Origin of the sequence: Spartinivicinus marinus (genome assembly GCF_026309355.1) — a bacterium.
GTDB lineage: Bacteria > Pseudomonadota > Gammaproteobacteria > Pseudomonadales > Zooshikellaceae > Spartinivicinus > Spartinivicinus marinus.
In genome coordinates, this window is the sequence record NZ_JAPJZK010000001.1 from 4479298 (window position 1) to 4501230 (window position 21933).

Below are 21933 nucleotides of genomic sequence, written 5' to 3' on the forward strand. Positions count from 1 at the left end.
TATCGACTTGTTTTTCATTAATATTATTTAAAAGGTTTTATAGTGAATATTAGCTCTATTGCAGTAACTTCATTAGTAATCTTTATAAGTGCTAGTAGCTTTTCAGCAGATCATATAAGAAGCAAAAGGAGTATAAATGGTACAAACGCAACAACTCAAGTTGATTGGACTGTAGCACTATTAAAAGATTATGATCAGCCATCAGCTTCGGGAGAAAATAAATTAGTATCAGAGTATCAATTCTGTGGGGGAGCACTAATCAATAAAAACTGGGTTGTTACAGCAGCACATTGTGTAGAAGATATAGATCATAAGAATATCTCTGTGGCTGTTGGTGCATTAGACTTAGATGAAGAAATAAAAAGCAATGCTTTAACTGTTAAATCAATCAGTAAAATAATTATTCACCCAAAATATTATTCAACATATTCGCCTTTAAAAAGTATGGCTTGGCTAGATAATGATATTGCATTGTTAAAGCTAAAAACAGAAGCGTCAACGAAGCAGCCTATCAGTATTATTGACCAAAATCTTCCAGAAAATTCAATTACAAAAACTAGTGGGTGGGGGTTGACTGAATATAGCAGTAATTTCGAAAAAACAACCTATGATGGTATAGAAATGTATTTGGTTAATAACAGTAAAAAGACGACTTCTATAAGACAAGATGTTACTTATGAGATTAGAGGTACAGAGCAATGTATAGATAGTAAATTTAGTGAATTAGGAGTAACTGCGCGTTTATGGAAGATACCTAAGGCTATTTCAAATTTTATAGATAACTTAAAAAAGCTTGGAATAGCTCAGCTAAAAATAAATAAAAAAATAAATTTGTTAGATGGTTCTGATCCTAATATAGAAGAGTTAAAGGTATTGGAGAAAAAAATAGATAGTAGTATTCAGTACTTTGTAAATGAAGTGAGCCTATTGCTAAGGCATAATATTTTGCTAGAAGCTGCATCAAAAAATAATACCGTTAATAAGCTAATATCTTCATCCAATCAGCTATGTGTCAGTTCTGTATCTACTCCAATAGCAGGAATTTGTTTTGGGGATAGTGGAAGTCCATTATTTTATGAAGATAATGGAGTGGCGAGGTTATATGGGTTGGCGAGTTTTTCTCGCGGGTGTGCAGCTCCAAATTCTCTAGATGTTTTTACAAATGTTTATTCATATAAAAGCTGGATCAATAGTACTATAAGTAGTAATTAGTTTTTAGATATGCCGATAACGCTTAAATAAAAATTTTAACGTGTGGGATTGAAATCTATGCAAGTGCGATTTGTTATTTTGTTTGTATTAATAAATTCTTTAATGATGAATGTTAAGGCTGATGTGTTTAAGCATCACCTATCAGGGGCATGTGTTGTACCTCAAAAGCTTGAAAATAATTCGCCACTTATTTTTGATTATGATGCATGCAACCCTAAAACGGCTGATAAAGAAAAGTATGCAAACTATATTATTGAACCAACGAATGAAGAAGATGGATCATTTTATATTAAACATAAATTTACAGGATTTTGTATAGCACCAATGTCTAATTCTTCAGAAGAAAAATCATTATTAATACTGTCAGAGAACTGTGACTCTTCGTTTGTCCGTACACCCAATGGTCAAGGGTCTATATCACTTAAAGGATCTGAGTTTGTAATTAGCTCAAGCTCATTCCTACCCAAACACTTAAACTCTATTGATCACTTAGTTCTATATAAACCTTTTAAATATATGAAGACTATCAAGAGCCAGATATTTTACTTCTCTCGATTAGATGGGTAACTATGAAAATAGATTAAAAGTAGCTAGTATGTATGCTATGTGAAGATAGCATACATACTTGTTAATACAAAATAATGCAGACCTGCTTTAGGTACTATATTGGCAAAGATTCCCCGAATTAAAAACATAATTTATGGGTATTTTAGTATTGAATATACCCAATGCGAAGGGTTTTTAGGTGAGGCCATCAAGTGACGAATCCCATGAGCCTATATTAATAGGTGATTGGGGTGAGGAGCGACGATAACAAAACCTAAAAATGATTCGCGATGGGTATAGTATCAAACTTTTGCCTTTTTAAATTATGGATGCCTTTATATTCAAAACTACGCTCCATAAACACTGCCCCATATAGCGGTGCTAAATGGTCTCAGCCGTGTCGAAAATATTCAATACCTGTCTTGAGTCGTTAGCTATTTTTGTGGGCAAGAGAGTTTGAGTAGAAAGACAACCTTGACTTTAAACTAGTTGCTACGGTAGAAAAAGAGCCAACAAAATGAGGATGTATTGGATTAACCCTCGACAGTAATTTCTGTTCGTCCAATCGCATTCAGCGCGGAAGGGTGGATGGAATTTGGGCTAGACGTTCTTGGCCACTATCAAGTACATAATAAGCGGATGAGAGGTAAAGTGCCTTCGTATAAATATAATCAATAGGATAAATGCTATTTTTTATAGAATAGGGTTGTTAGGGGCAGTAACTCAAATTTTCTAATGTTTATAAAAAAGTGACCAAATTTTCATTCAGTCACTTTCTCACATACTTCCATTTAAATGAAATAAAAATTAACAGCTACAGCTATTTCCACTGCCACTGTGCGCCTTCTGAATTATCCTTGGTCCATACGCCAACCCAATCGCCGTAGGCTTTGAAATGTTTTAAATAAATCATTGGGTAAGCCAGGTTTTCAAGGCGGCCTTGTTTTAGTTGCCAGCGTTGGTGAAGTTGTTTGTTGTCGCAGCTGCCAATAACGGCGCGGTTGCTGCCTTTCCACCATTGTGGCATTTGTAAGCATTTTTCAGGTGCGCTGGCTGGGTGTAAGAGGCCTTTGGTGTCTAATTCCCATTGTTGTGACTTATTGTTTTGGCAGCTGCTGGCATTTATTTTGGCACTGCTATTTACTCCTAGGCAGGCATTAAGCTTGTTGGAAAGTGGTTTAAATTTGTCGGGGTTGGGTTTAGGGTTTGGATTCGGATTGGGGTTTGGATCGGGATCAGGATTAGGGGTAGGATTACCGCCTACACCATCGGCAGGTACTTTATTATTAAAATGCTCAGCGACTTCTGACCAGATATCTTTAATTTTAGCTGCCGAGTTAGTGCCGCTTGGGCAGCCTCCCCAGTGGTGTAAGCCAATAACTTTGTGGCTCTTATTGGCTAATACAGGTGATCCAGAACTACCACCGGTAGTATCACATTTATAGCCTAAATTACTACGACTACTGGTGGGTTTATCTACCTGGCAGCGGTTACGTGAATTTTGATCGTCTTCAATACTCAGCTCTTTAGGGTTGCCTGCGCCATGTTGAGCAATATAAATATCTTCATTTTGTTGAGGTTCTCTTACATCGAGGCCCAGATAACTAAATGACTTGATTGAGCTAAAGTCTTTAACAGTAAATAAAGTGTAGTCTAAGCTATTACTACGACTGGTTTTTAGCATTTTGTCGCCAGAGACTTTTACCACTTTAGTTTTTTGTCCACCACCACACTGGCTGCGTTGATAGTTAAACCAGACTTCTGAATTGGATACTTTTGATTGAGTGCTCATACAATGGTTATTAGTAAACATACGGTTGTCGGCACTGACTCGCCAAGCTGTACATAAACCGCCGCCCATGACCAAGCGGGCAACAGGTTTGGTATGAGCGTATTCCGTTGGGTGAGAGTCTTTATAACAAACAGCATCTTTTCGTTGCATTTTACCGCAGGTGGAGCGAGTTTGGATGAGTTCCTCAACCACTTCTTCTGGGTAGCCCTTCCAATAGTGACCAATTTTTAATTGATGTTTACCTTCTACCCAGGGGTATTGAGGATCAGTTTCAACTTTGACGATGGCGGTATCACCACTAATCGACATACTGGCCCAAGCCTGCTTACCATCTTCTCCATTATCAGGGTCAAAGGTGAAATTATCGCGTTTGGTATTACCATAGCGATATGCTTCGCTACCATCAGGGTTGCTGACAATCACTTGGCTGTTTTTAGGAAGGCTAAAAGCACTAAAATGAATTTTAATAAAGCTGGCGCCGGGTTCCTGAATTGTGTGAGATTGATCTTTTTTGAGTGATTGATTAGGTACTAAGCTAGTAGCCGTAACGACTTTATCTGCAATTTTAATTATTTGCGGCTGTGCACTAGCTTCTACGGTTTGTGTTGTGTTATTTTCTGTTTTTGTGGATAGTAATGAAGTTAATAAATTTTCTTTTATTGTAGCACCTGTAGTTACTGTTGCATTTCTAGTTATTCCAGCATTTTGGCTTATTGCTGATTTAGACGTTAATACATTTTGTATCACTGCTTGATCAGTTTGCGACTGAGCTGAAAGATAGCTAAAGGGTGCAACGGTTACCAGAGTAGTAAATAAACAGGCTAATGGGTGTAATTTAGGTAAACTCATGGATGACTGCCTTGAAGGTGCAACTAGTCCTTGAGGGCTTATAGGCCCCAAGGGTATGTTTTTAATAAATAGTTAAAAGTGTTGAAGGACTATAACGAAATTAACTGCCAAAAAATCGAGAACCGGTTAGCCTTATAATAAGATTGAAATAATTTTTTAGTTAATTGTGAAATATTATTTTTAAGGTAGACTTTTTTAGGTTGAAATTTTGCTGATAATTGTTGAGTGTATTTTTATGAAATATTAACTCAAAATAAATGCTAGCCTTATTGATGTAGTGTTGTTTATATAGGGGCTTTTTATATAGAGTGATATATGATAATGAAACATTCAAATAGAATGTGATAAGCCTTGTATCTATAAAGTATGATGACTAATTTATTATTAATTAATGAAAATACATTAATCAATTAAGGATGCTTCTAAAAATAGTCAAAATACCCTCAGCGACGGGTATATTAACCACTACTTCTACTTGGTCTATAGGCATGAGCCCACCAGGCAAAGGCATCAACACCACGGGTTTGAATCCAGACTTTACCCTGTCCTGAAAAGCGACAGACAAAGCCTTCCCCTGAAAAGAATAGAGACTTATAACCACCGACCTTACTGATTTTATAATCCAGTTGTTCAGTGAATGCTACAATATTCCCAGTATCTACAACGTAATTACCCTGAACATCGATTTCTATGATGGCACCATAGCTATTAAACCATAAGTCACCTTTTCCAGACGCTCGAATTAAGAATAGATTTTCTCCAGAAAAAAAACCTTTAGTAAAACCTTGCCATTTTGATTCAATATTGACACTCATGGCTGAGGCAACAAAAGCAGAGTTTTGTAAATACAGAATATCGCCATCTAAATAAATGTGGGCCATGTCACCAGGTGCACCAGGGGCAATGCCTATTTCACCAGGGCCATGAGCGGCAGTAAATTCATTAATAAAGATCGATTCTCCAGTAACAAACCTGCCTAGGCCTCCTTTTAGTTTAGTTTTCATTTCAATATGGGTATCCATGGTTGCCATGGCTGAGGCTTCTACTTTCAGCGTTCGGTTAGCTGGTAATTGTACAGTAACAAAGCTGTAATCGGGTTTACCTTCAATTTTAAACTGCAAGCCAGGATGATCAGCAGGCGGCTCGTAACTATCAATAGTGGTGCTAGCAATTGGGGTGCTATCAATTGAGGTGGAAGAAGAGGGAGCTTTTTCGATTTGAATTTTTTTCTGTTGAGCAAGAGCAGCTAATTCAGCTGCGGCTTCTTGTGCGGTTAATATACGACAACCAATACCAATTTTATCAAGTGCATTACGAATTTTCATAGCTGCTGTTTTATTGATATTTTTTTTAATAGTAACCGGGCCTTTTTGCAGGGTTTGTTTAGCTACATCAGGTGATGTTTTAAATAATTGAGCAAACTCAGTGGCTGCTTGTTCTAGATGAGTGGATCCGGCTAGTTTGCCTGTTAGGGTGACTTGGTATTGGTTATCTGACATATGCTATGTCCTTCGCCTTGGCTGTATTTTTAGCGGGGCTTAAGATCACTGCCAAGTAATGAGCCAAAACTGCTAGGGTTGTGAGATTGACACCAAACGGTCCCCTTGCCATGAAACTTACACACTAAGCCTTCGCCACCTAAAAATGAATGTAACCAACTCTTACCAGCCTTAGTGATGGTAAAGTCTAACGTTTCATTAAAGGCAACAATGTGGCCAGTATCAACAATGTATTCACCATCTACTTGAATGGGATAAATCGCACCAAAGGAGCTGACAATGACTTTTCCTGCTCCATGAAGGTGTACCCAAAATACTCGTTCGCCTGAAAATACTGATTTAAACCCCTGCCAGCCCAGGTCGATTTCAATATTATGTTCACAGGCTAGAAAAGAGCTACCTTGAACAATCAGGGTTTCATTATCAAGCTGCATGACTTCCAAGTCGCCAGCCAATGCAGTACCAAACCATACTTCACCTGGTGTTTTTTGCGCCTCAAAATGGTTAATAAAAAGTGACTCACCTGCTACCATTCGTTTAACTGCTTTTAGAATACTGCCTTTCCCGCGTTTATGAGTTGTCGTGGTTATTTGAATATTATTACTCATTGCAATCATGGCACCTGACTCAGCAGTGCAAATTTCTGCAGGATTTAAGGTAACTTTGGCAGCAGTATTTCCTGGGCGATGTAATAGTTGTATATTCATCTGAATAAAAGCCCTAAGGTAATTTAGGGTTAATCCAGCCGGCTAAGCCCGCTAAACTGCGAGTTTGAATGGTGATTTTGCCTTTACCAACAACACGAGTGACGAGGCCTTCACCACCAAATAGGCTAGAGAAAATCCCTCCTGCCAATTGTAATTTGAGTTTAATAGAGGGTTCATAAGCAACTAAATGGCTGGTATCAACAATATATTCACCATCAACTTGTTTTTCCAATAATGCACCAAATGCGCCGTACCAGACTTTACCATGCCCTTTAACTACTATTTTGAACAGACCTTCTTTCGCTAACCAAGAAACAATACCTGCCCATTTGACCCCAAGCTTAATGCCTTGGGTACAGGCGAGAAAGGCGCCAGGTTGCAAGTATAAGCGATTACCTTTTAACTCAATTTCTTTAATCTCACCGGGGGTTGGCTGAACCAGCGTTATTTGTCGATTATCTTGGCTGTTATTTGCAAATTCGTTAATAAATAAGGTTTCTCCTCCTAAAAAACGTCGGGCTAAGGCGGGTAAAAAACCGCCATTAAATTTTGATGTCAGGTCTAAATCGGCCGACATGGTTGCCATGGCATCGGATTCTGCCGTTATGGTTTCTTTGGGGGAAAGCTGAATGTCTAAATAGGAAAAAGCACGACCGCCTTTAATTTCAGTTTTCATCTGTAGTGGGGTCCGATGAAGTATGAGTGACAAACTGTTGTACGGCTTGTTTCAATTGTTGAAACTCCTGGTTCAGGTTGCGGTACGAATGATCATTCTGTTGTGTTAATAATTTTAGCTGACTAATTCGATCTGATGTGGCTGGGTGGCTACTTAATAATGCTAAAGATTGTTGAACAACTTCGTGGCTATCTTCATCAGCAATTTGTGCTAGGCGCTTGGTTTCTTCCTCTTGAATTTTTTTGAAGAATTGATGAAGTCCTTGTGGGTTGATATTGGCGGTTTTTAATAAAACCACGCCTTGTTCGTCTGCATCTGATTCAAACTGTCGGGAATAACTTTGGTTAATTAATAATGGGGCTGCATCAGCTAGGACGGCTAACAAACCTGACATATCACCTAGCAAAGCATCCACAATAATAAAAGTGCCGGTGGCACTAATAATGTTTCGTAACCCATGCTGCTCAGTAACATGAGCGATTTCGTGGGCAACAACACCTAATAATTCCTCGGCACTGTCTGCTTTTAAAATGAGTCCTGAATGGATCACAATATAGCCACCGGGTAATGCAAAAGCATTTACATCTTCATCTTTGACAACATAAAAGTGAAATTCATATGAGTTGCTTGGGATTGCATCGACTAGCGGTTTGGTGAGGGGGGGGAGTAACGCTTGTACCTGTTTGTCAGGCATAAATGTGCTGCTTAGTTGATATTGTTTTATTGCTTGCTCTCCTAACGCTTGCTCCCAGCTAACCGGCACTTGCCTGGCAAGTAACGCAGCAATAGGGCCCATGGCAAAGTAGAGCGAAAAAGGGCTAGCAAGTATTAATAGCGCAACAGTAGTAAAAATAAGGTTGTTTTTGGTCCGTTTTCGTTTGGCACTGGTAAATTGAGCGGCTATAGCAGGCTGGTCGGTCAATAAGGGGTTTTTGAGGATTCCAAGATCGTTGGTATAGCAAGTAAATTCAGGCTGATCAGGGTGAGAAATAAAGACTAGACGGTTACTTGCACCACCTAATTTAAATTGACTGCCTTCTATAGGAATGCTGAGCTCATGTCCTCCACCTGCAAACAGAACTTTTCCTTTGCCAATTGATAGCGTACCTGAGCAACGACCATTGGGGAGGTCTTTATAAAAGGCATGAGCAGTATAGCTGGACTGGGTATTAATCATAAGGTTTCTACTTGGGGATTATTTGCTGAAATTTTAGCACTGAGTTGCTCTTAATAAACCAAGTGAGCTGGCAAGTTGGTTGCGAATCAGTCAATAGCTGGCTAAACTGTCAAGATTTTGTAGTAATAGAGTCATAATAATGCAAGTACAAACTGTTGATTATTTAGCGCCTGATTGTGCCCAGCGATTTGTTGAATCTTTACGAACAACAGGGTTTGGGGTATTAAAAAACCACCCGATTTCGCAATCATTGGTAGAGTCTATTTATCAGAACTGGTACGAATTTTTTGTCAGTGATGAAAAACACCAGTATCAATACAATGTAGATAGCCAAGATGGTTATTTTCCTCCTGATGTATCGGAGGTAGCGAAAGGGCATCAGGTTAAAGACATTAAAGAGTATTACCATATTTACCCCTGGGGACAAACACCGCCTGAATTGAAAGCAGAAGCCATGAGTTACTATCAAATGGCTAACCAACTGGCCACTGAGTTATTGGGCTGGGTAGAGTCGAATACACCAGCTGAAATTGCACAACACTATTCAATGCCTTTATCAAAAATGATAGAAAACAGTCGTGGTACCTTGTTAAGGGTATTGCATTATCCGCCATTAACGGGTGAAGAAGAGCCAGGGGCAATTCGTGCAGCTGCTCATGAAGATATTAATTTGCTAACCATTTTGCCTGCAGCTAATGAGCCTGGTTTACAAGTGAAGGGCAGTAATGATGAATGGCTGGATGTTCCCTGTGACTTCGGCACATTAATTATTAACACTGGTGATATGCTTCAGGAAGCCTCACAAGGGTATTTTCCCTCTACTACTCATCGGGTGATTAACCCTAGTGGCGGCAGACGCGAAAAGTCGAGAATTTCGTTACCATTATTTTTGCACCCTAACCCAAATGTTGTATTGTCAGAACGTTATACAGCAGATGAATATCTGCAAGAAAGGCTGAGAGAGCTTGGAGTGATATAATGACAGAGCTTGATCAACAGGAGTTGCTGAAAGCTAAATTAAATCTTGAAACCTCAACCATTGCCTGGAAAGACTTGCAACCTTTTTTTGCTGCAGGGCAGGTAATAGCGGTTACTGAAGCATTGGATTTAATTGAAGTTGCAGCGCAAGTATCTCAAGATAATAAAACTCAAGTTGAGACCTGGCTGGCTGAAGGCAAAATACATAAAGTCACTGATCAACAAGCCACGACTTGGTATGAAAATGACTGTACTTTATGGGCAGTGGTGGTAAGGCCTTGGGTGCTGGTGCAGGATAAAAAAGGTATTGAAGAAAATAAATAGGGAGTAACAGGGTATTCTTCCACCGCTCTAAAGGCCATCCTTGGCCTTTAGAGCTTTAGCTGTTCCCGACAGCAGCTCCAGAACACCCTATCACACCCTATTTTCCAGCTTTCGTGACATCTTTAGAAGGAGAGGGTGCTAAAAACTCTTTTTGTAGCAGTCTCTTAGAATGTAGTTTTAATCTAAAACAATAGTTAATTTTAAATCCCGATAGCCATCTGCAATCATGGTTACTAAATTATTTCCACTCATAAATCGATCCTGACTGAGAATACGAATAACACCGTTATTTATGGTATATTCGTAGTCCCAAAGTTGAGTGGCGCCAACTTTAATCCGCCGAATTTTTTCCAACCAGAAAGGCGATTCGGTGCGAATTACAACATTACCAGTAGTGGCTTCAACTTCAATATCCACTGCTGGTGGGTCTACCGCAATAGCTTGATTAAATGCTACCGCTTCACCAAAATAGCCATCATTTAACATGAACTTCACTTGGTAGGGTCTGCCTAAATATTCATTGGGTTGAAGCGCCAAGAAAGCTTGAAAACTAAGGTAGTCACCGACTACTTCGGCTTCCATTGCTTCATAAGTGTAATTTTCCCAGCTATAAAATTGGGTTTGCCCGGTGGTTCTTACCATGGTTTTATCAGTATTTTCCCAGGCATCAATTATTTGAGTAACAGCCTGAGTTGCAAGCCCCAGTTTTTGTAAAATAAACGCATTACTGACCAAATCAAAATTAAATACCACCGCCGCATTCATAAAAGGACCTGATTCAGTTGTTGTTGGCTCATGGGAAGCAGCATTTTCGGTCACTGTAACAGGTATTTCTGGTAGTGGATGTTGACCAGAGCGAAATTTCAGAGTTCTTTTGGCTGTTTTATAGCCCCAGGCTTTAATGGTGATGGTGTGTAAACCTGGTGTACGAATGACATGTTTTTCAATAGTCACTAAGTTAGATATTACCCGGTGATCGCTACGACTTAAAACCTTGTCATCAACTGTTACTTCATAAACTGGATTGACAAAGCGATAGGAGAAATCTTTTAGTTTTAACCGTAGCTCTTCTCCAGTTACCGGTGTTCTTCCGTTAGAGACGTAAATGCGAGGTGCATTTTTTACGAGATGGATAGTAATAAAACGGGGTTGATAACCATGGGCTCTTACAACTATTTTATGCTGGCCATTATAACCTGCTAAAGGGGCTGAAGACGCGTCAATAATAATTTTATTATCCTGCAAATGCCAATTAAGTTCTCTTTCTCGATTAGGGTTGCCCGAATCATCCGTTTTAGCCACTTTATAAATAGCGTTTTCCCATTCAGCATCTTGATCAAAAGTCACAACAATATCTTGACCAAGTGGTGTGTCATCAGCAAAAAGATATTGAATATCAGCTTCGTCGGCTGTTAAATCAATATGGGTTTGCCTGGGATAGACTTTAACGTTGCCGTTTTCATCATAATAACGAGTGTGATATTCAAATACAGACATACGGAGGTAACCGTATATTTCATGAGGGGCACTAAAGGCTACAGACTGACTGGTGAGTAATAAAAAAGCGATGAAATACTGTAGTTTGTTGATCATCTTAAGTCCCTTATAAGTCTTTAAATGTAAGTAATTGACGGATATCAATTTGTGGCCCGGTAATTTCGAGCCATTTATCCCTTACATTATCAACCTCACACTTTAATACAGTGCCTGCGGTATTGACCTTCTGGAATACCACGGCTTCACCGTTTAGGGAGAACTGAACGTTTTTGGGTAGTGGTTTTTTTAAGCGAATAACGGCAAATGCAGTGTGCTCTATATTAAGAATGCCAGAGCCATCAGCCACTAAATAGCCATCAGTGACTAAATATTCATCAGTAACAAGATAGGGATCTGCATCTTCCGATAAATTTTGCCGGTAGGCTTCATTTGGCACGGCAAAGCTATTGTTTGTTTGAGGGTTCGCATAAAGTGGCAAAGCGGTGATTGTGGACATAATGACTATTCCACTCTTTACCTGCAAGGGTTTAAGAAAGCTCATTCCGACTCCTTTTCTGTTTGTTGTTAATTCCTGAAAGCATTAGTGCTTAAAAATAAAATGAGTAAGTGCTTATTATTAAGGATATATCTACTAAGTAAGCACAATAGGCCTTTACATTATTATGATGAAGCCTATGGAGTGAATCCATTTTATGCGACAATAATAATCATTATCATTTGGTTTGAAAACCATTTTCTTTGTTTGATGCAATCCCTGCCTACAGGCTGTATTTGTTTTACACTGAGGCCTGTTAACAGGCCCTAGATTGTCAAGCAAATATTGATAACTGGTTAATCTATGAAGCTTTTGTGTAAGGAAACCTTGTACTACCAGTAAGGTAGTTTATCTTGCCTGGCAAGCAAAGAGCATGCTGTGACTAATCATCTGCACTTTTGTATGATGGCTATGTCCTTATTGTGGATTTATGTCGCACAGCGACCAGATAAACCCGTTCGGCGCTACTCGGTGATCAATGGTGGCTCATTCACTTTTTTAGGTATTAGATGATTGTTTGCAGATGAAGTTGCGCAAGAAAAATTTAATGAGAGTTTAGGTGTTTCCCTAAAACCGACAATAATAATTTCATTAGCATCATGCTTAAGTTAGTAGCTTAATTGGAATGGTGAAACTTCGGTTTATGAATTACGGTTTATGAATTACGGTTTATGAATTAATAGCAATAGAGAGTTCGTTTAGTTATTGGTAGTTATCATGTATTGCATTTGATAGCTGCGGGACAGGAAAAATATTTTCACTATGTATTAGCTTCTTTTGCAGGTGGTACTGAGGTGAAACAATAGGCAGTAATGAGTAACAGTTGAATATAATTAATAGACAATAGTTTTCTTCTTTTCACATTAAATTTGCAACAAATAAAAACATACACGCCACTAGACTGAAGAGCTTGCTGGTAGTTTAGCTAAGTATTCATTGGTTTGGTTATCAAATCACAATAATTAAAATAGCTTTGATATAGTTAAATTAATATGAATGCAAGGAGATACAGGCAAGTGCAAGGTAGTAACTAATGAGTTCAGAAATGATGATTATAGAGACAAAATAATTGGTAGCGGGGGCTGGATTCGAACCAACGACCTTCGGGTTATGAGCCCGACGAGCTACCAGACTGCTCCACCCCGCACCAGAAAAAACATAACTTTGCAATAAATTGGTAGCGGGGGCTGGATTCGAACCAACGACCTTCGGGTTATGAGCCCGACGAGCTACCAGACTGCTCCACCCCGCACCAGAAAAACATAACTTTGCAATAAAATGGTAGCGGGGGCTGGATTCGAACCAACGACCTTCGGGTTATGAGCCCGACGAGCTACCAGACTGCTCCACCCCGCACCAACGTTATGAGGGTGCGAACTATATTGATTGCTAATGATAATGTCAATCTTTTTTGAAAAAATGATTAATTTTTTACTCAATAGACATTTATACTCAGCATGGAGGGTTATTTAACTGCAGCAGAAATCTAAGGCATCTAGCATGGTCTTAGCAGCGATACTAAAGGTAACTTTTTAAAAGGAGTTAAAGAATATTAAGAGTATTAGAGGGAATTTTAATCGATTGTAAACAGCAAAAAAGCCATCCATTATAGAATAGCTTTAGATATAAATGGTAGCGGGGGCTGGATTCGAACCAACGACCTTCGGGTTATGAGCCCGACGAGCTACCAGACTGCTCCACCCCGCATCAATTTGGCAGCTATACTAGAGGCATTACAGCTAAATGTCAACGAATGCTACTGTGACAAAAATATTGTTTAGACAGTAAACAATGATGAAGGGTTAGTACTGATATACTAGTTATATAGAGTTATATAGATAGAATGTTGTTATTTTAAGCATTCCACGTCACAACTGGTATATAGCAAAGCAAATGGTTTCTAAAGGCGGCCGTCGAGTGAAGCGTTCCAGCCAGATCAATTAAGGATGTTGTCGTAAGTCTTGCAGTGGCAGACTTACTCCCATGAGTTTATGTTTTTAGAAATGATTGGGGGTACTTAGTGACGACAACAAACCCTAAAAATCATTCGAGATGGGTGTAAAATGGAAAGTGGTCAAGGATAGAAGAGCTCATGGATAGAGCAAGTGGTTATGAATAATAAGATTGGATACATCTTTCTGGTCAGCTTACTCATTGCATTAGGAGCTGGTTATTGGTTCAAGCACCAGCTGGGCTATGAAGATAGCTTGCATGCTGACTTGCTGATGCAGGTTGAACGCAAGATAAGCCTGTTAATGGCTCAAGATCTTCAGCTTTCACCTAAGCAGCAGCGTAACATTAATAGCCAAAGTCGACAGTTGCTGGAGTTACAGCAGGTTATTGAGCAATATCAACTACAAGTCAATGACTTAGAAAAATGGCATGATAAAACTAAGCACCAGCAATTTTTAACGGCAAGTTACCAATTTTTGGAACAATATAAACGCTTTTATCATTTGAAGCTTGATATTGATCAAGCCTTTTTACAATACTCTCAGTTAAGTACTCAACTTAAGGGTAATAAACAATTAGCGCCCTACATTGTTCAGCTTTCCAGTAGTTTATTATTGTATCAATTACGTTTAATGCCTGCAGCTAAACAGCAAGCTCAGGAAGTGACTCAATTTTTAACGCGTTCTGCAGATGAGCCCATATTTCGTACGCTTGCTAGTAGTTTATGGCAAATGGCTTCTTATACAGGTTTTTTGTTGGAAAACTTAGAACTACAGGAAGCACAGTTGGTTAAATTAAAAAATAACCCAATGATGAGCCTGTTAGATCAAATCCTTAATTACCATGATAGAAAATTGCAGAGCTATCAACTCTTAGAAACTATATTAATCAGTTCATTTATTGTTGTTACATTGTTTTTAGTGTTATTAATTATTTTGCGAAAAAATCGTGAATTGGCTCAGAAAAGTTTTCAGGCTGAAGCCGCTACTCAAGCAAAAAGCCATTTTTTAGCCAATATGAGCCATGAAATACGCACGCCAATGAATGCCATTCTTGGGTTTACAGAATTAATTTTGCAGACCAGGCTAAACGAAAAGCAAGTTGATTTTATCCGAAAAATCAAAGTTTCTGCAGAGTCACTATTACTTATTATTAATGATATTTTGGATTTCTCTAAGATTGAAGCAGGGAAGTTAGAAATAGATCAAGTTCCTTTTGACTTAACTAAACAACTTGATATTTTATGTAATATGTTCGCTCGCCGGTGTGAGCAAAAACAAATTGAAATGATCATTGATGATAAAACAAATTTGTCTCATCAGTTGATTGGAGATCCTCTAAGGCTAAATCAAGTACTCATTAATTTGGTGAGTAATGCGATTAAATTTACTGATCAAGGGCAAGTCGTTATTAAAATTGAAAAACATACTCAGCCAGTGCTTGAGAAAGGAAGTCAAAGCAATAAATATATTAATGAAAATAGCACTTATTTTCAATTTACTGTCAGTGATACAGGGGTAGGTATTCCTTTAGATAAGCAGCATAAGTTATTTCAAGCGTTTGCCCAAGCTGATAGCTCAACTACTCGCCAATTTGGAGGAACGGGTTTAGGACTAAGTATTTGCAAAAGATTAGTTGAGTTAATGGGGGGATCGATTACAGTAGCGAGTGAACCTGGTAAAGGTAGTGCGTTTAGTTTTTATTTACCACTAGAAATGGAGCTTACAAAAGAAATTAGTGAACTAGCGCCACAATTATCAGATAAACATATAGTCCTTGTTGATGATAACCCTTTAGTTACTGGTGTTATAGAGCATATGTTAAAGTCAACAGAAGCCGATATTATAACATTTAACTCTGCTGCCGCTGCCTTGACTTATTTAGCTAAACAGCCAATGTGTGACTTACTGATTATTGATTGGTGTATGCCTGAAATGAATGGCATTGAACTAGTTAAACATCTGCGATTAATTCCAGTTTTTCAGAAATTACCAGTAGTTGTTATAACTGCCTTTGGTAATGAAAAAGTTCAACAACAGGCTGCACAAGTAGGAGCGAAGGATTTTTTGGTTAAACCCTTTACGACTTATGGGCTTTGGCAGTCTGTTACTCAAGCGATTGGCTTATCTCCTAAAGTTCAATTAAGCCAGCCAAAAGCCAAGCAAATGAAAAGCTTGCAAGGGGTAAAAATATTATTAGTTGAAGATAATAAAATAAACCAGCTATTGGTAAAAGAGTTTTTAAGTGATTCGGGGGTAGTTTTATCTTTTGCTTTCAATGGCCAACAAGCTATTACTGCACTAAAAAAACAGACATTTGATGCAGTACTTATGGATGTACAAATGCCGGTGATGGATGGCTATGAGGCGACTCAGAAAATACGGCTTGAGTATTCTGCTAACTCATTACCCATTATTGCAATGACTGCCAATGCAATGAAAGGTGATAGAGAGCGCTGTTTGGCTGTGGGTATGAATGATTATCTGGCCAAACCGATAAAAAAAGACCAACTGTTGGAGGTATTGAAAAAGCAGTTAACGGCCGTTTCTCTCACAACGTCACAGCTAACCTTTCATCATGACAAGTACTGTAGTCTAAATAGTGGCTATGATCTAAATAATGGTAAGAACAGCCATACAGATGAAACCTATTCTAATAGCTCAAGTATTAAAATAGGCGAGTTATATCCTCTAGTCGATATAGAAGATGCGATTAATCGACTAGCAGGTGATCAAAGCATGTATTGTAATCTGCTGAAAATGTTTACTGCTGATTATGCACAAATGGCTGAAAAAATTGTTGATAATATTCACGCTAATGCTTTAACTGAGGCAGTGGATGATGCTCATTCATTGAAAGGTGTTGCTGCAAACCTTTCTGCAATTCAATTACAACAGGTCACGTCTATTATTGAGCATCAGTTAAGAGATGGGCAGATTCCAAGTGAAGCTACTTTAACAGCCTTGATTGAAACTAGTAGGAAAACAGTGGAGGCAATTAATCAATATTGCTGTCAGCAGGAAATTGTTCATTAGCCAATAGCTGAAAACAATGGCTATAACTTAAGCGCGACGACTGCTCTCACCTGTTTTTATTGCTGAGCCTATCAAGTGGGCGATGCGTAATGCTTCAGGTACATGCCCTTGATCTGTTAACTTTGCTAACGTTTGTGCTGCTGTATCTGGTGTTGTTCCCTGTACTTGAAAGTAAAAAGGCGCTACGGAATGAATTACCCCGGCGTTTTGGATTAGCTGCCAGCGTGCTTCCCAATTAGACAGATTCTGTAGTGCTTGTTTGATTGCCACTAAGTCTGGTTGTTTTCTCATTACGGCAATACAGGGGCGTTCAAGGTCACAGGCTAAACGAGGCAAGTCGATAATATTAAAACCACCAAAGGCAATGCCATCTAGCAAGACAACATTGATTTGTGAGTAAAATTTACTCGCTTTTATACAATCAATTAAAACCTCAGTTGAATCAAAGCCATCTTGTGTAATGGTTTGCCATAACATACCTTCGAAACGAGTATTGTTGCAAATAATACCACTGATATTTACCTGGTCTTGTTGATGCTTTTGAAACGGAGCATCATCGAACCCAATCACGCGAATATGTTTATTTAATGAGATGAGTTGTTCAAGTGTCTTCATTGATTGTAAGTGGTTGCTATTTGATAGGATGTAGGTAACCAGTGTAACAGCCTGCAGACTTAGATGGGAGTCTAGTAGTGTCTTCACTAAATAAGACATCAACAGCCGTTAGACTATTACCTACTGGGATTTATCAGGTAGCTGTGTTATGTATACTGGCCATGTTTAAACCTGATAGTTAAGAAAATGATTTCTGGATGGTCGCTCGCTACCATAACGATTTTATATGTGTCGTTTATATTCTTTATTGCCTACTTAGGGGACAGTAAGTTTAAGCACTGGCCAAAAAATCGTTGGTTGGTGTATAGCTTGTCATTAGCTGTGTACTGTAGTTCCTGGAGCTTTTATGGCGCAGTGGGACAAGCAGCAGAGAGTTTATGGTCTTTTTTACCATTATACTTAGGGCCAATTCTAGTCTTTGGTTTAGGCTATTCACTACTCGCAAAAATTATTGCTGTTTCCAAAACCGAAAACATTACAACCATTGCAGACTTTATTGCTTTGCGATATGGCAAATCCCGGTCGCTGGCTGTCATGGTCACATTGCTCGCGGTGATAAGTATTCTGCCTTATATTGCTATGCAACTAAAATCGATAGTAATGGGGTATACAATTTTAACGGAAGGGACTGCGCATGCCTCTGCAGAAAATCTAGCAGGCACCCAAACGGCTTTAATTATTACCATTATGCTGGCGATTTTTACAATTTTATTTGGTACTCGGCAGCTGGATGTGACTGAACATCACCCAGGAATGATGGTGGCGATTGCTTTTGAGTCTATTTTAAAGTTGGTTGCTTTTTTATTAGTGGGTGGGGTGATTACCTATTCTATTTATGGAGGGGTGAGTGAAGTATGGCAGCTGGCTAAAACTCACCAGGTGACATCTGACTTATTTCAACAAACGACCAATCCTGTCACTTTTACTAGCCATATTTTATTAGCGATGGTGGCTATCATTTGTTTGCCAAGGCAGTTTCATGTCATGGTGGTTGAGCATACTTCTGATCAGGATTTACGTCGAGCGCGTTGGTTGTTTCCATTATATTTATGTTTATTTCCGCTGTTTATTATTCCGTTAGCGTTAACGGGAGCTATGTACTTTGATGGTCAAGTATCACCCGATACATTTCTAATTAGCTTACCAATGGCATTAGGTTATGAGCAGCTATCATTGGTAGGCTTTATTGGGGGATCTTCTGCAGCCATCAGTATGGTTATTATGGCAACCATTGCGTTAAGTACCATGATAAGTAACGATCTGATTAACCCTTTGTTGCTGCGAAATCAAGTATCACGTAACCGAGTGAATAACCATCATCAGCCTCTGGCAATGAACCGTTTATTGCTTAATACCCGGCGTGTGGCAATAGTACTTATCTTATTGCTGGCTTTTATATTTCAAATTTCACTGGGCAAAGTAGAAACTTTAGCATCAATTGGGTTAATTTCTCTCGCTGGGATAGGCCAGTTGGCTCCAGCATTGATTGGTATCATTTATTGGCATAAAGCCAATAAAAAGGGTGTCATTATTGGTTTGTCATTGGGAGCATTGACCTGGTTTTATACCTTAATTTTACCCTTATTTTTGGGGTGGGGGGGCGCCGCAGAAGCTCGTTGGTGGCTTGACTGGGTGCAGCATACTTGGTTGGATCCTAACCAGTTTTTATTTTATTCCTCTTTAGATCCATTAAATCATGGCATTTTGGTGAGTTTAGCAGTGAACTTGCTGGGCTTTTTACTGGGCTCATGGTTTTTTGAATCCGTTGTTAGTGAGCGCATACACTCGCCACTTTGTTTGCTAGAACAAAATACAACCAAGTGGCTACCTCCAAAAATGCAAACCAGTAAAGTCAGCTCTAATGATTTATTGGCATTAGCTGTACGGTTTGTTGGAGAGGAAAAAGCGAATGCCAGCTTTCAGTTTTTTGAAGCCATTAATCACGAAAAATTAAACTTAAGCCAGCCAGCCTCTTTAGAGCTAGTTGCTCATACTGAGCGATTGCTAGCCAGCTACATTGGCTCTGCCACTGCACGTTTAATTCTCGATTTGGCCACTAAGCGACAACATATTTATTTATCTGATGTAGCCATGATTGTAGATGAAGCATCTGCAGCTATTCACTTTAGCCGGGAAATGTTGCATGTAGCTATAGAAAATATCAGTCAAGGTATTACTGTGCTTGATAAAGACTTGTGTTTAGTGGTTTGGAACAGTCGTTACTTGGAAATTTTTGACTACCCAGAAAGCTTTATTCATGTGGGTAAATCAGTTGCAGAGGTAATTCGTTATAATGCTGCTAGAGGGTTGTGCGGTCCTGTGGTAGTAGAAGACTATCTGACCAACCGAATCAATTACTTTAAAAAGGGACTCCCTCATCGAATTGAATTGTGCTGGGATAATGGCACGGTAATAGAGGTGCAAATCAATCCATTATTTGGCGGAGGGTTTGTTTCTACTTATACAGATATTACGCCTTTCCGACGCGCAGAACAGGTATTAAAGGAAACCAATGAGTCTTTGGAAATAAGGGTACAACAGCGCACTGAGGAGTTATCCACACTTAATCTTGCACTAATGCAGGCTAAAGCAGAAGCAGAGCAAGCTAATCATAGTAAAACACGGTTTTTAGCAGCAGCCAGTCATGACTTAATGCAGCCCCTAAATGCGGCTCGCCTGTTTGCCGCTATGCTAACCCAACAGTTAAAAGACACAGAATATGAACAAACAGCAAATCATTTGGATAGCGCCTTAAAAAGTGCAGAAGGTATTTTATATGACTTGCTAGATATTTCGAAACTGGATGCGGGGGTTACAACAGCCAACAAAAATGTGTTTAGTTTGGCTGAGCTATTTCAGGAGTTAACCATTGAGTTTTCTGCAATGGCGCAAGAAAAACAGATAAGTTTTACCGTTGTTGTTTGCCATAGTTGCATTTACAGTGATAAACGACTATTACGACGGGTATTGCAGAATTATTTAACCAATGCTTTTCGTTACTCTCGTGGTCGAGTGCTACTGGGTGCGAGGCGGCAGGGTGCAATTCTCAGTTTGCAAGTATGGGATAATGGGGTGGGTATTCCTGATCATCAGCGGGATATTATATTCGAAGAATTTAAACAACTGAATCATCATCAGCATGAACAAGCAGAAGGTTTAGGGTTAGGCTTAGCGATTGCCAAACGCATTGCAACTGTGCTTGAGCATAATTTATCCGTAGATTCATGGGTTAATAAAGGCACTGTATTTACAGTTGAAGTGCCAATACAAGCGCAAAGTGTTGTGACTTTGCCGTCTCAAAGCACTTCTACTAATAACTGGGTTAATACTTTAGCAGGTAAGCAAGTCATTTGTGTTGATAATGACTTATTAATTTTAGAAGGCATGATGGGGCTATTAGAAAAATGGGGTTTGAAGACAGTTGCAGCGCCTAACTGGCCATTATTACAAGAAGAGTTGGAAAGTGAGCCTGATTTTGCACCTGACTTGATTTTAGTCGATTACCACTTGGCAGACTCCACTAATGGACTGAAAGTAGTGGATAAACTGTGGGAGCACTATCAACAAACTATCCCAGCTATTTTGATTACGGCTGATAATGATGAAGGGGTAGTACAGCGAACAAAAAGTAAAGGTATAGGTTATTTAGCTAAACCGGTTAAGCCAGCTGCACTCCGTGCTTTAATGGCCAAACAGATAATGGAAGCAGAAGCAGCACTAATCATAGATTAAATTCAGTAGATTAAAATGCCCCGTTAGGAGGCATTTGCTGTATTAAGTTCAGGTAGTTTTACTGCTAGTTGCTTCATTAAAATGACTGCTTGGGTGCGATTACGAACATTGAGCTTTTTAAAGATAGCGGTAGCATGGGCTTTAATGGTAGCTTCAGAAACGCCTAGATCAAATGCGATTTGTTTGTTCAATAAACCCTCGGTCATCATTATTAATACTCGATATTGCTGAGGAGTGAGGGAGGCTAACTTATCCGTTACGTTATGAATTTCGGGGCTAGTGCTAGTTGTTTGGTTGGCATATTGTTCAGGAAGCCATATTTCGCCATTAAAAATACAAGTCAGGGCCTTATTAATCAGGGGTAAGGGGGCTGACTTGGGAATAAACCCCGCGGCGCCTTGATTCATCACCTGTTGGATAACACTTTGATCCTCAGATGCTGAGACAACAGCAACGGGTATAGCAGGATGGTGGCTACGCAAATAAATAAGTCCTGACAAACCGTCGGCACCAGGCATCATCAAGTCTAATAAAATTAAATCTAAATTCTGACATTGGCGCACTAATGTCTGCAGGCTTAGCATAGAGTCTGCTTCTAATAATGTTGCCTCTGGAAAACCTTGGCTTAAGGCTTGTTTTAACGCAGACCTGAATAAAGGATGGTCATCTGCAATGGCAATTGTATAAGGAGTTATCATCCTTCTTACCTCTAATATCGTGTCCTATCGCCAGTTAGTCCATGGGTAGTGAGTTTTGCTATGGTAAGCTTAAATAAACAAAGGTTACTACTTATAGACTATGGGGCA

15 protein-coding genes and 4 tRNA genes are annotated in these 21933 nt (G+C 39.1%); 6 read left to right on the top strand and 13 right to left on the bottom strand.

All coding sequences use genetic code 11. The features are described from left to right. Positions 1–42 precede the first annotated feature (42 nt). Both OQE68_RS30905 and OQE68_RS20075 read left to right on the top strand, forming a co-directional pair. Positions 43–1212, top strand: a complete 1170-nt coding sequence (locus OQE68_RS30905) for a S1 family peptidase (RefSeq protein ID WP_219340068.1) — start codon at positions 43–45, stop codon at positions 1210–1212. Positions 1213–1269: 57 nt separating this feature from the next. Further along, positions 1270–1779 carry a hypothetical protein gene (locus OQE68_RS20075; protein WP_180569187.1) on the top strand — a complete coding sequence of 170 codons (510 nt, stop codon included), beginning with the start codon at positions 1270–1272 and terminating at the stop codon, positions 1777–1779. A 799-nt stretch (positions 1780–2578) separates the two neighbouring features. On the opposite strand, the gene OQE68_RS20080 is transcribed toward OQE68_RS20075, so the two are convergent. From OQE68_RS20080 to OQE68_RS20100, 5 genes are all read right to left on the bottom strand, one after another. Next, complete coding sequence (locus tag OQE68_RS20080) at positions 2579–4399, bottom strand: trypsin-like peptidase domain-containing protein (protein WP_180569188.1); 1821 nt, start codon at positions 4397–4399, stop codon at positions 2579–2581. Between the two features lie 458 nt (positions 4400–4857). Further along, the gene (locus tag OQE68_RS20085; RefSeq protein WP_180569189.1) at positions 4858–5898 is read right to left on the bottom strand and encodes a TIGR00266 family protein; all 1041 of its coding nucleotides are present in this window, start codon (positions 5896–5898) and stop codon (positions 4858–4860) included. Positions 5899–5927: 29 nt separating this feature from the next. Then, positions 5928–6605 (bottom strand): TIGR00266 family protein, encoded by a 678-nt coding sequence (locus OQE68_RS20090; RefSeq protein ID WP_180569190.1) that lies wholly within the window; start codon positions 6603–6605, stop codon positions 5928–5930. A gap of 13 nt (positions 6606–6618) precedes the next feature. Further along, a complete protein-coding gene (locus OQE68_RS20095; protein WP_180569191.1) occupies positions 6619–7281 on the bottom strand; it encodes a TIGR00266 family protein in 663 nt (220 codons plus the stop codon). Next, the gene (locus OQE68_RS20100; RefSeq protein WP_180569192.1) at positions 7271–8458 is read right to left on the bottom strand and encodes a M48 family metallopeptidase; all 1188 of its coding nucleotides are present in this window, start codon (positions 8456–8458) and stop codon (positions 7271–7273) included. The genes OQE68_RS20095 and OQE68_RS20100 overlap by 11 nt, the downstream gene beginning before the upstream one ends. Positions 8459–8597: 139 nt before the next feature. Between OQE68_RS20100 and OQE68_RS20105 the strand changes: the two genes are divergently transcribed. Both OQE68_RS20105 and OQE68_RS20110 read left to right on the top strand, forming a co-directional pair. After that, a complete protein-coding gene (locus tag OQE68_RS20105; protein ID WP_180569193.1) occupies positions 8598–9437 on the top strand; it encodes an isopenicillin N synthase family dioxygenase in 840 nt (279 codons plus the stop codon). Continuing rightward, positions 9437–9760, top strand: a complete 324-nt coding sequence (locus OQE68_RS20110) for a DUF2288 domain-containing protein (protein WP_180569194.1) — start codon at positions 9437–9439, stop codon at positions 9758–9760. The genes OQE68_RS20105 and OQE68_RS20110 overlap by 1 nt, the downstream gene beginning before the upstream one ends. A gap of 177 nt (positions 9761–9937) precedes the next feature. Here OQE68_RS20110 and OQE68_RS20115 read toward each other — a convergent pair whose 3' ends face one another. The 6 genes from OQE68_RS20115 to OQE68_RS20140 all read right to left on the bottom strand — a co-directional run bounded on the left by OQE68_RS20115 (position 9938) and on the right by OQE68_RS20140 (position 13499). Then, positions 9938–11353, bottom strand: coding sequence for a hemoblobin-interacting domain-containing protein (locus OQE68_RS20115; RefSeq protein ID WP_180569195.1), 1416 nt, complete (start codon positions 11351–11353; stop codon positions 9938–9940). A 10-nt stretch (positions 11354–11363) separates the two neighbouring features. Further along, positions 11364–11798: a hypothetical protein gene (locus OQE68_RS20120; protein ID WP_180569196.1), complete on the bottom strand. Its 435-nt coding sequence runs from the start codon at positions 11796–11798 to the stop codon at positions 11364–11366. Between the two features lie 1064 nt (positions 11799–12862). After that, a tRNA-Met gene (locus OQE68_RS20125) sits at positions 12863–12939 on the bottom strand. 28 nt (positions 12940–12967) lie between these two features. Continuing rightward, positions 12968–13044 (bottom strand) — tRNA-Met (locus tag OQE68_RS20130). A 27-nt stretch (positions 13045–13071) separates the two neighbouring features. Next, positions 13072–13148, bottom strand: a tRNA-Met gene (locus OQE68_RS20135). A 274-nt stretch (positions 13149–13422) separates the two neighbouring features. Then, positions 13423–13499: transfer RNA gene (locus OQE68_RS20140), tRNA-Met, on the bottom strand. A gap of 404 nt (positions 13500–13903) precedes the next feature. On the opposite strand from OQE68_RS20140, the gene OQE68_RS20145 reads away from it, so the two are divergent. Beyond that, entirely contained in the window at positions 13904–16780 is a 2877-nt protein-coding gene (locus OQE68_RS20145) for a response regulator (protein ID WP_180569197.1), read from the top strand. A gap of 27 nt (positions 16781–16807) precedes the next feature. Here OQE68_RS20145 and OQE68_RS20150 read toward each other — a convergent pair whose 3' ends face one another. Continuing rightward, positions 16808–17395, bottom strand: coding sequence for an endonuclease dU (locus tag OQE68_RS20150; protein ID WP_180569198.1), 588 nt, complete (start codon positions 17393–17395; stop codon positions 16808–16810). A gap of 186 nt (positions 17396–17581) precedes the next feature. Here OQE68_RS20150 and OQE68_RS20155 point away from each other — a divergent pair, with 186 nt between their 5' ends. Beyond that, positions 17582–21127, top strand: a complete 3546-nt coding sequence (locus OQE68_RS20155; protein ID WP_180569199.1) for a hybrid sensor histidine kinase/response regulator — start codon at positions 17582–17584, stop codon at positions 21125–21127. A 23-nt stretch (positions 21128–21150) separates the two neighbouring features. Here the strand turns inward: OQE68_RS20155 and OQE68_RS20160 are convergent, their stop codons facing one another. Continuing rightward, positions 21151–21825: a response regulator transcription factor gene (locus OQE68_RS20160; protein ID WP_180569200.1), complete on the bottom strand. Its 675-nt coding sequence runs from the start codon at positions 21823–21825 to the stop codon at positions 21151–21153. Positions 21826–21933: the final 108 nt, after the last annotated feature.

Bases quoted from the DNA above. Each gene is read 5' to 3' on its own strand.
- OQE68_RS20075 (WP_180569187.1), top strand. From the start codon at position 1,270: ATGCAAGTGCGATTTGTTATTTTGTTTGTATTAATAAATTCTTTAATG.
- OQE68_RS20080 (WP_180569188.1), bottom strand. From the start codon at position 4,399: ATGAGTTTACCTAAATTACACCCATTAGCCTGTTTATTTACTACTCTG.
- OQE68_RS20085 (WP_180569189.1), bottom strand. From the start codon at position 5,898: ATGTCAGATAACCAATACCAAGTCACCCTAACAGGCAAACTAGCCGGA.
- OQE68_RS20090 (WP_180569190.1), bottom strand. From the start codon at position 6,605: ATGAATATACAACTATTACATCGCCCAGGAAATACTGCTGCCAAAGTT.
- OQE68_RS20095 (WP_180569191.1), bottom strand. From the start codon at position 7,281: ATGAAAACTGAAATTAAAGGCGGTCGTGCTTTTTCCTATTTAGACATT.
- OQE68_RS20100 (WP_180569192.1), bottom strand. From the start codon at position 8,458: ATGATTAATACCCAGTCCAGCTATACTGCTCATGCCTTTTATAAAGAC.
- OQE68_RS20105 (WP_180569193.1), top strand. From the start codon at position 8,598: ATGCAAGTACAAACTGTTGATTATTTAGCGCCTGATTGTGCCCAGCGA.
- OQE68_RS20110 (WP_180569194.1), top strand. From the start codon at position 9,437: ATGACAGAGCTTGATCAACAGGAGTTGCTGAAAGCTAAATTAAATCTT.
- OQE68_RS20115 (WP_180569195.1), bottom strand. From the start codon at position 11,353: ATGATCAACAAACTACAGTATTTCATCGCTTTTTTATTACTCACCAGT.
- OQE68_RS20120 (WP_180569196.1), bottom strand. From the start codon at position 11,798: ATGAGCTTTCTTAAACCCTTGCAGGTAAAGAGTGGAATAGTCATTATG.
- OQE68_RS20145 (WP_180569197.1), top strand. From the start codon at position 13,904: ATGAATAATAAGATTGGATACATCTTTCTGGTCAGCTTACTCATTGCA.
- OQE68_RS20150 (WP_180569198.1), bottom strand. From the start codon at position 17,395: ATGAAGACACTTGAACAACTCATCTCATTAAATAAACATATTCGCGTG.
- OQE68_RS20155 (WP_180569199.1), top strand. From the start codon at position 17,582: ATGATTTCTGGATGGTCGCTCGCTACCATAACGATTTTATATGTGTCG.
- OQE68_RS20160 (WP_180569200.1), bottom strand. From the start codon at position 21,825: ATGATAACTCCTTATACAATTGCCATTGCAGATGACCATCCTTTATTC.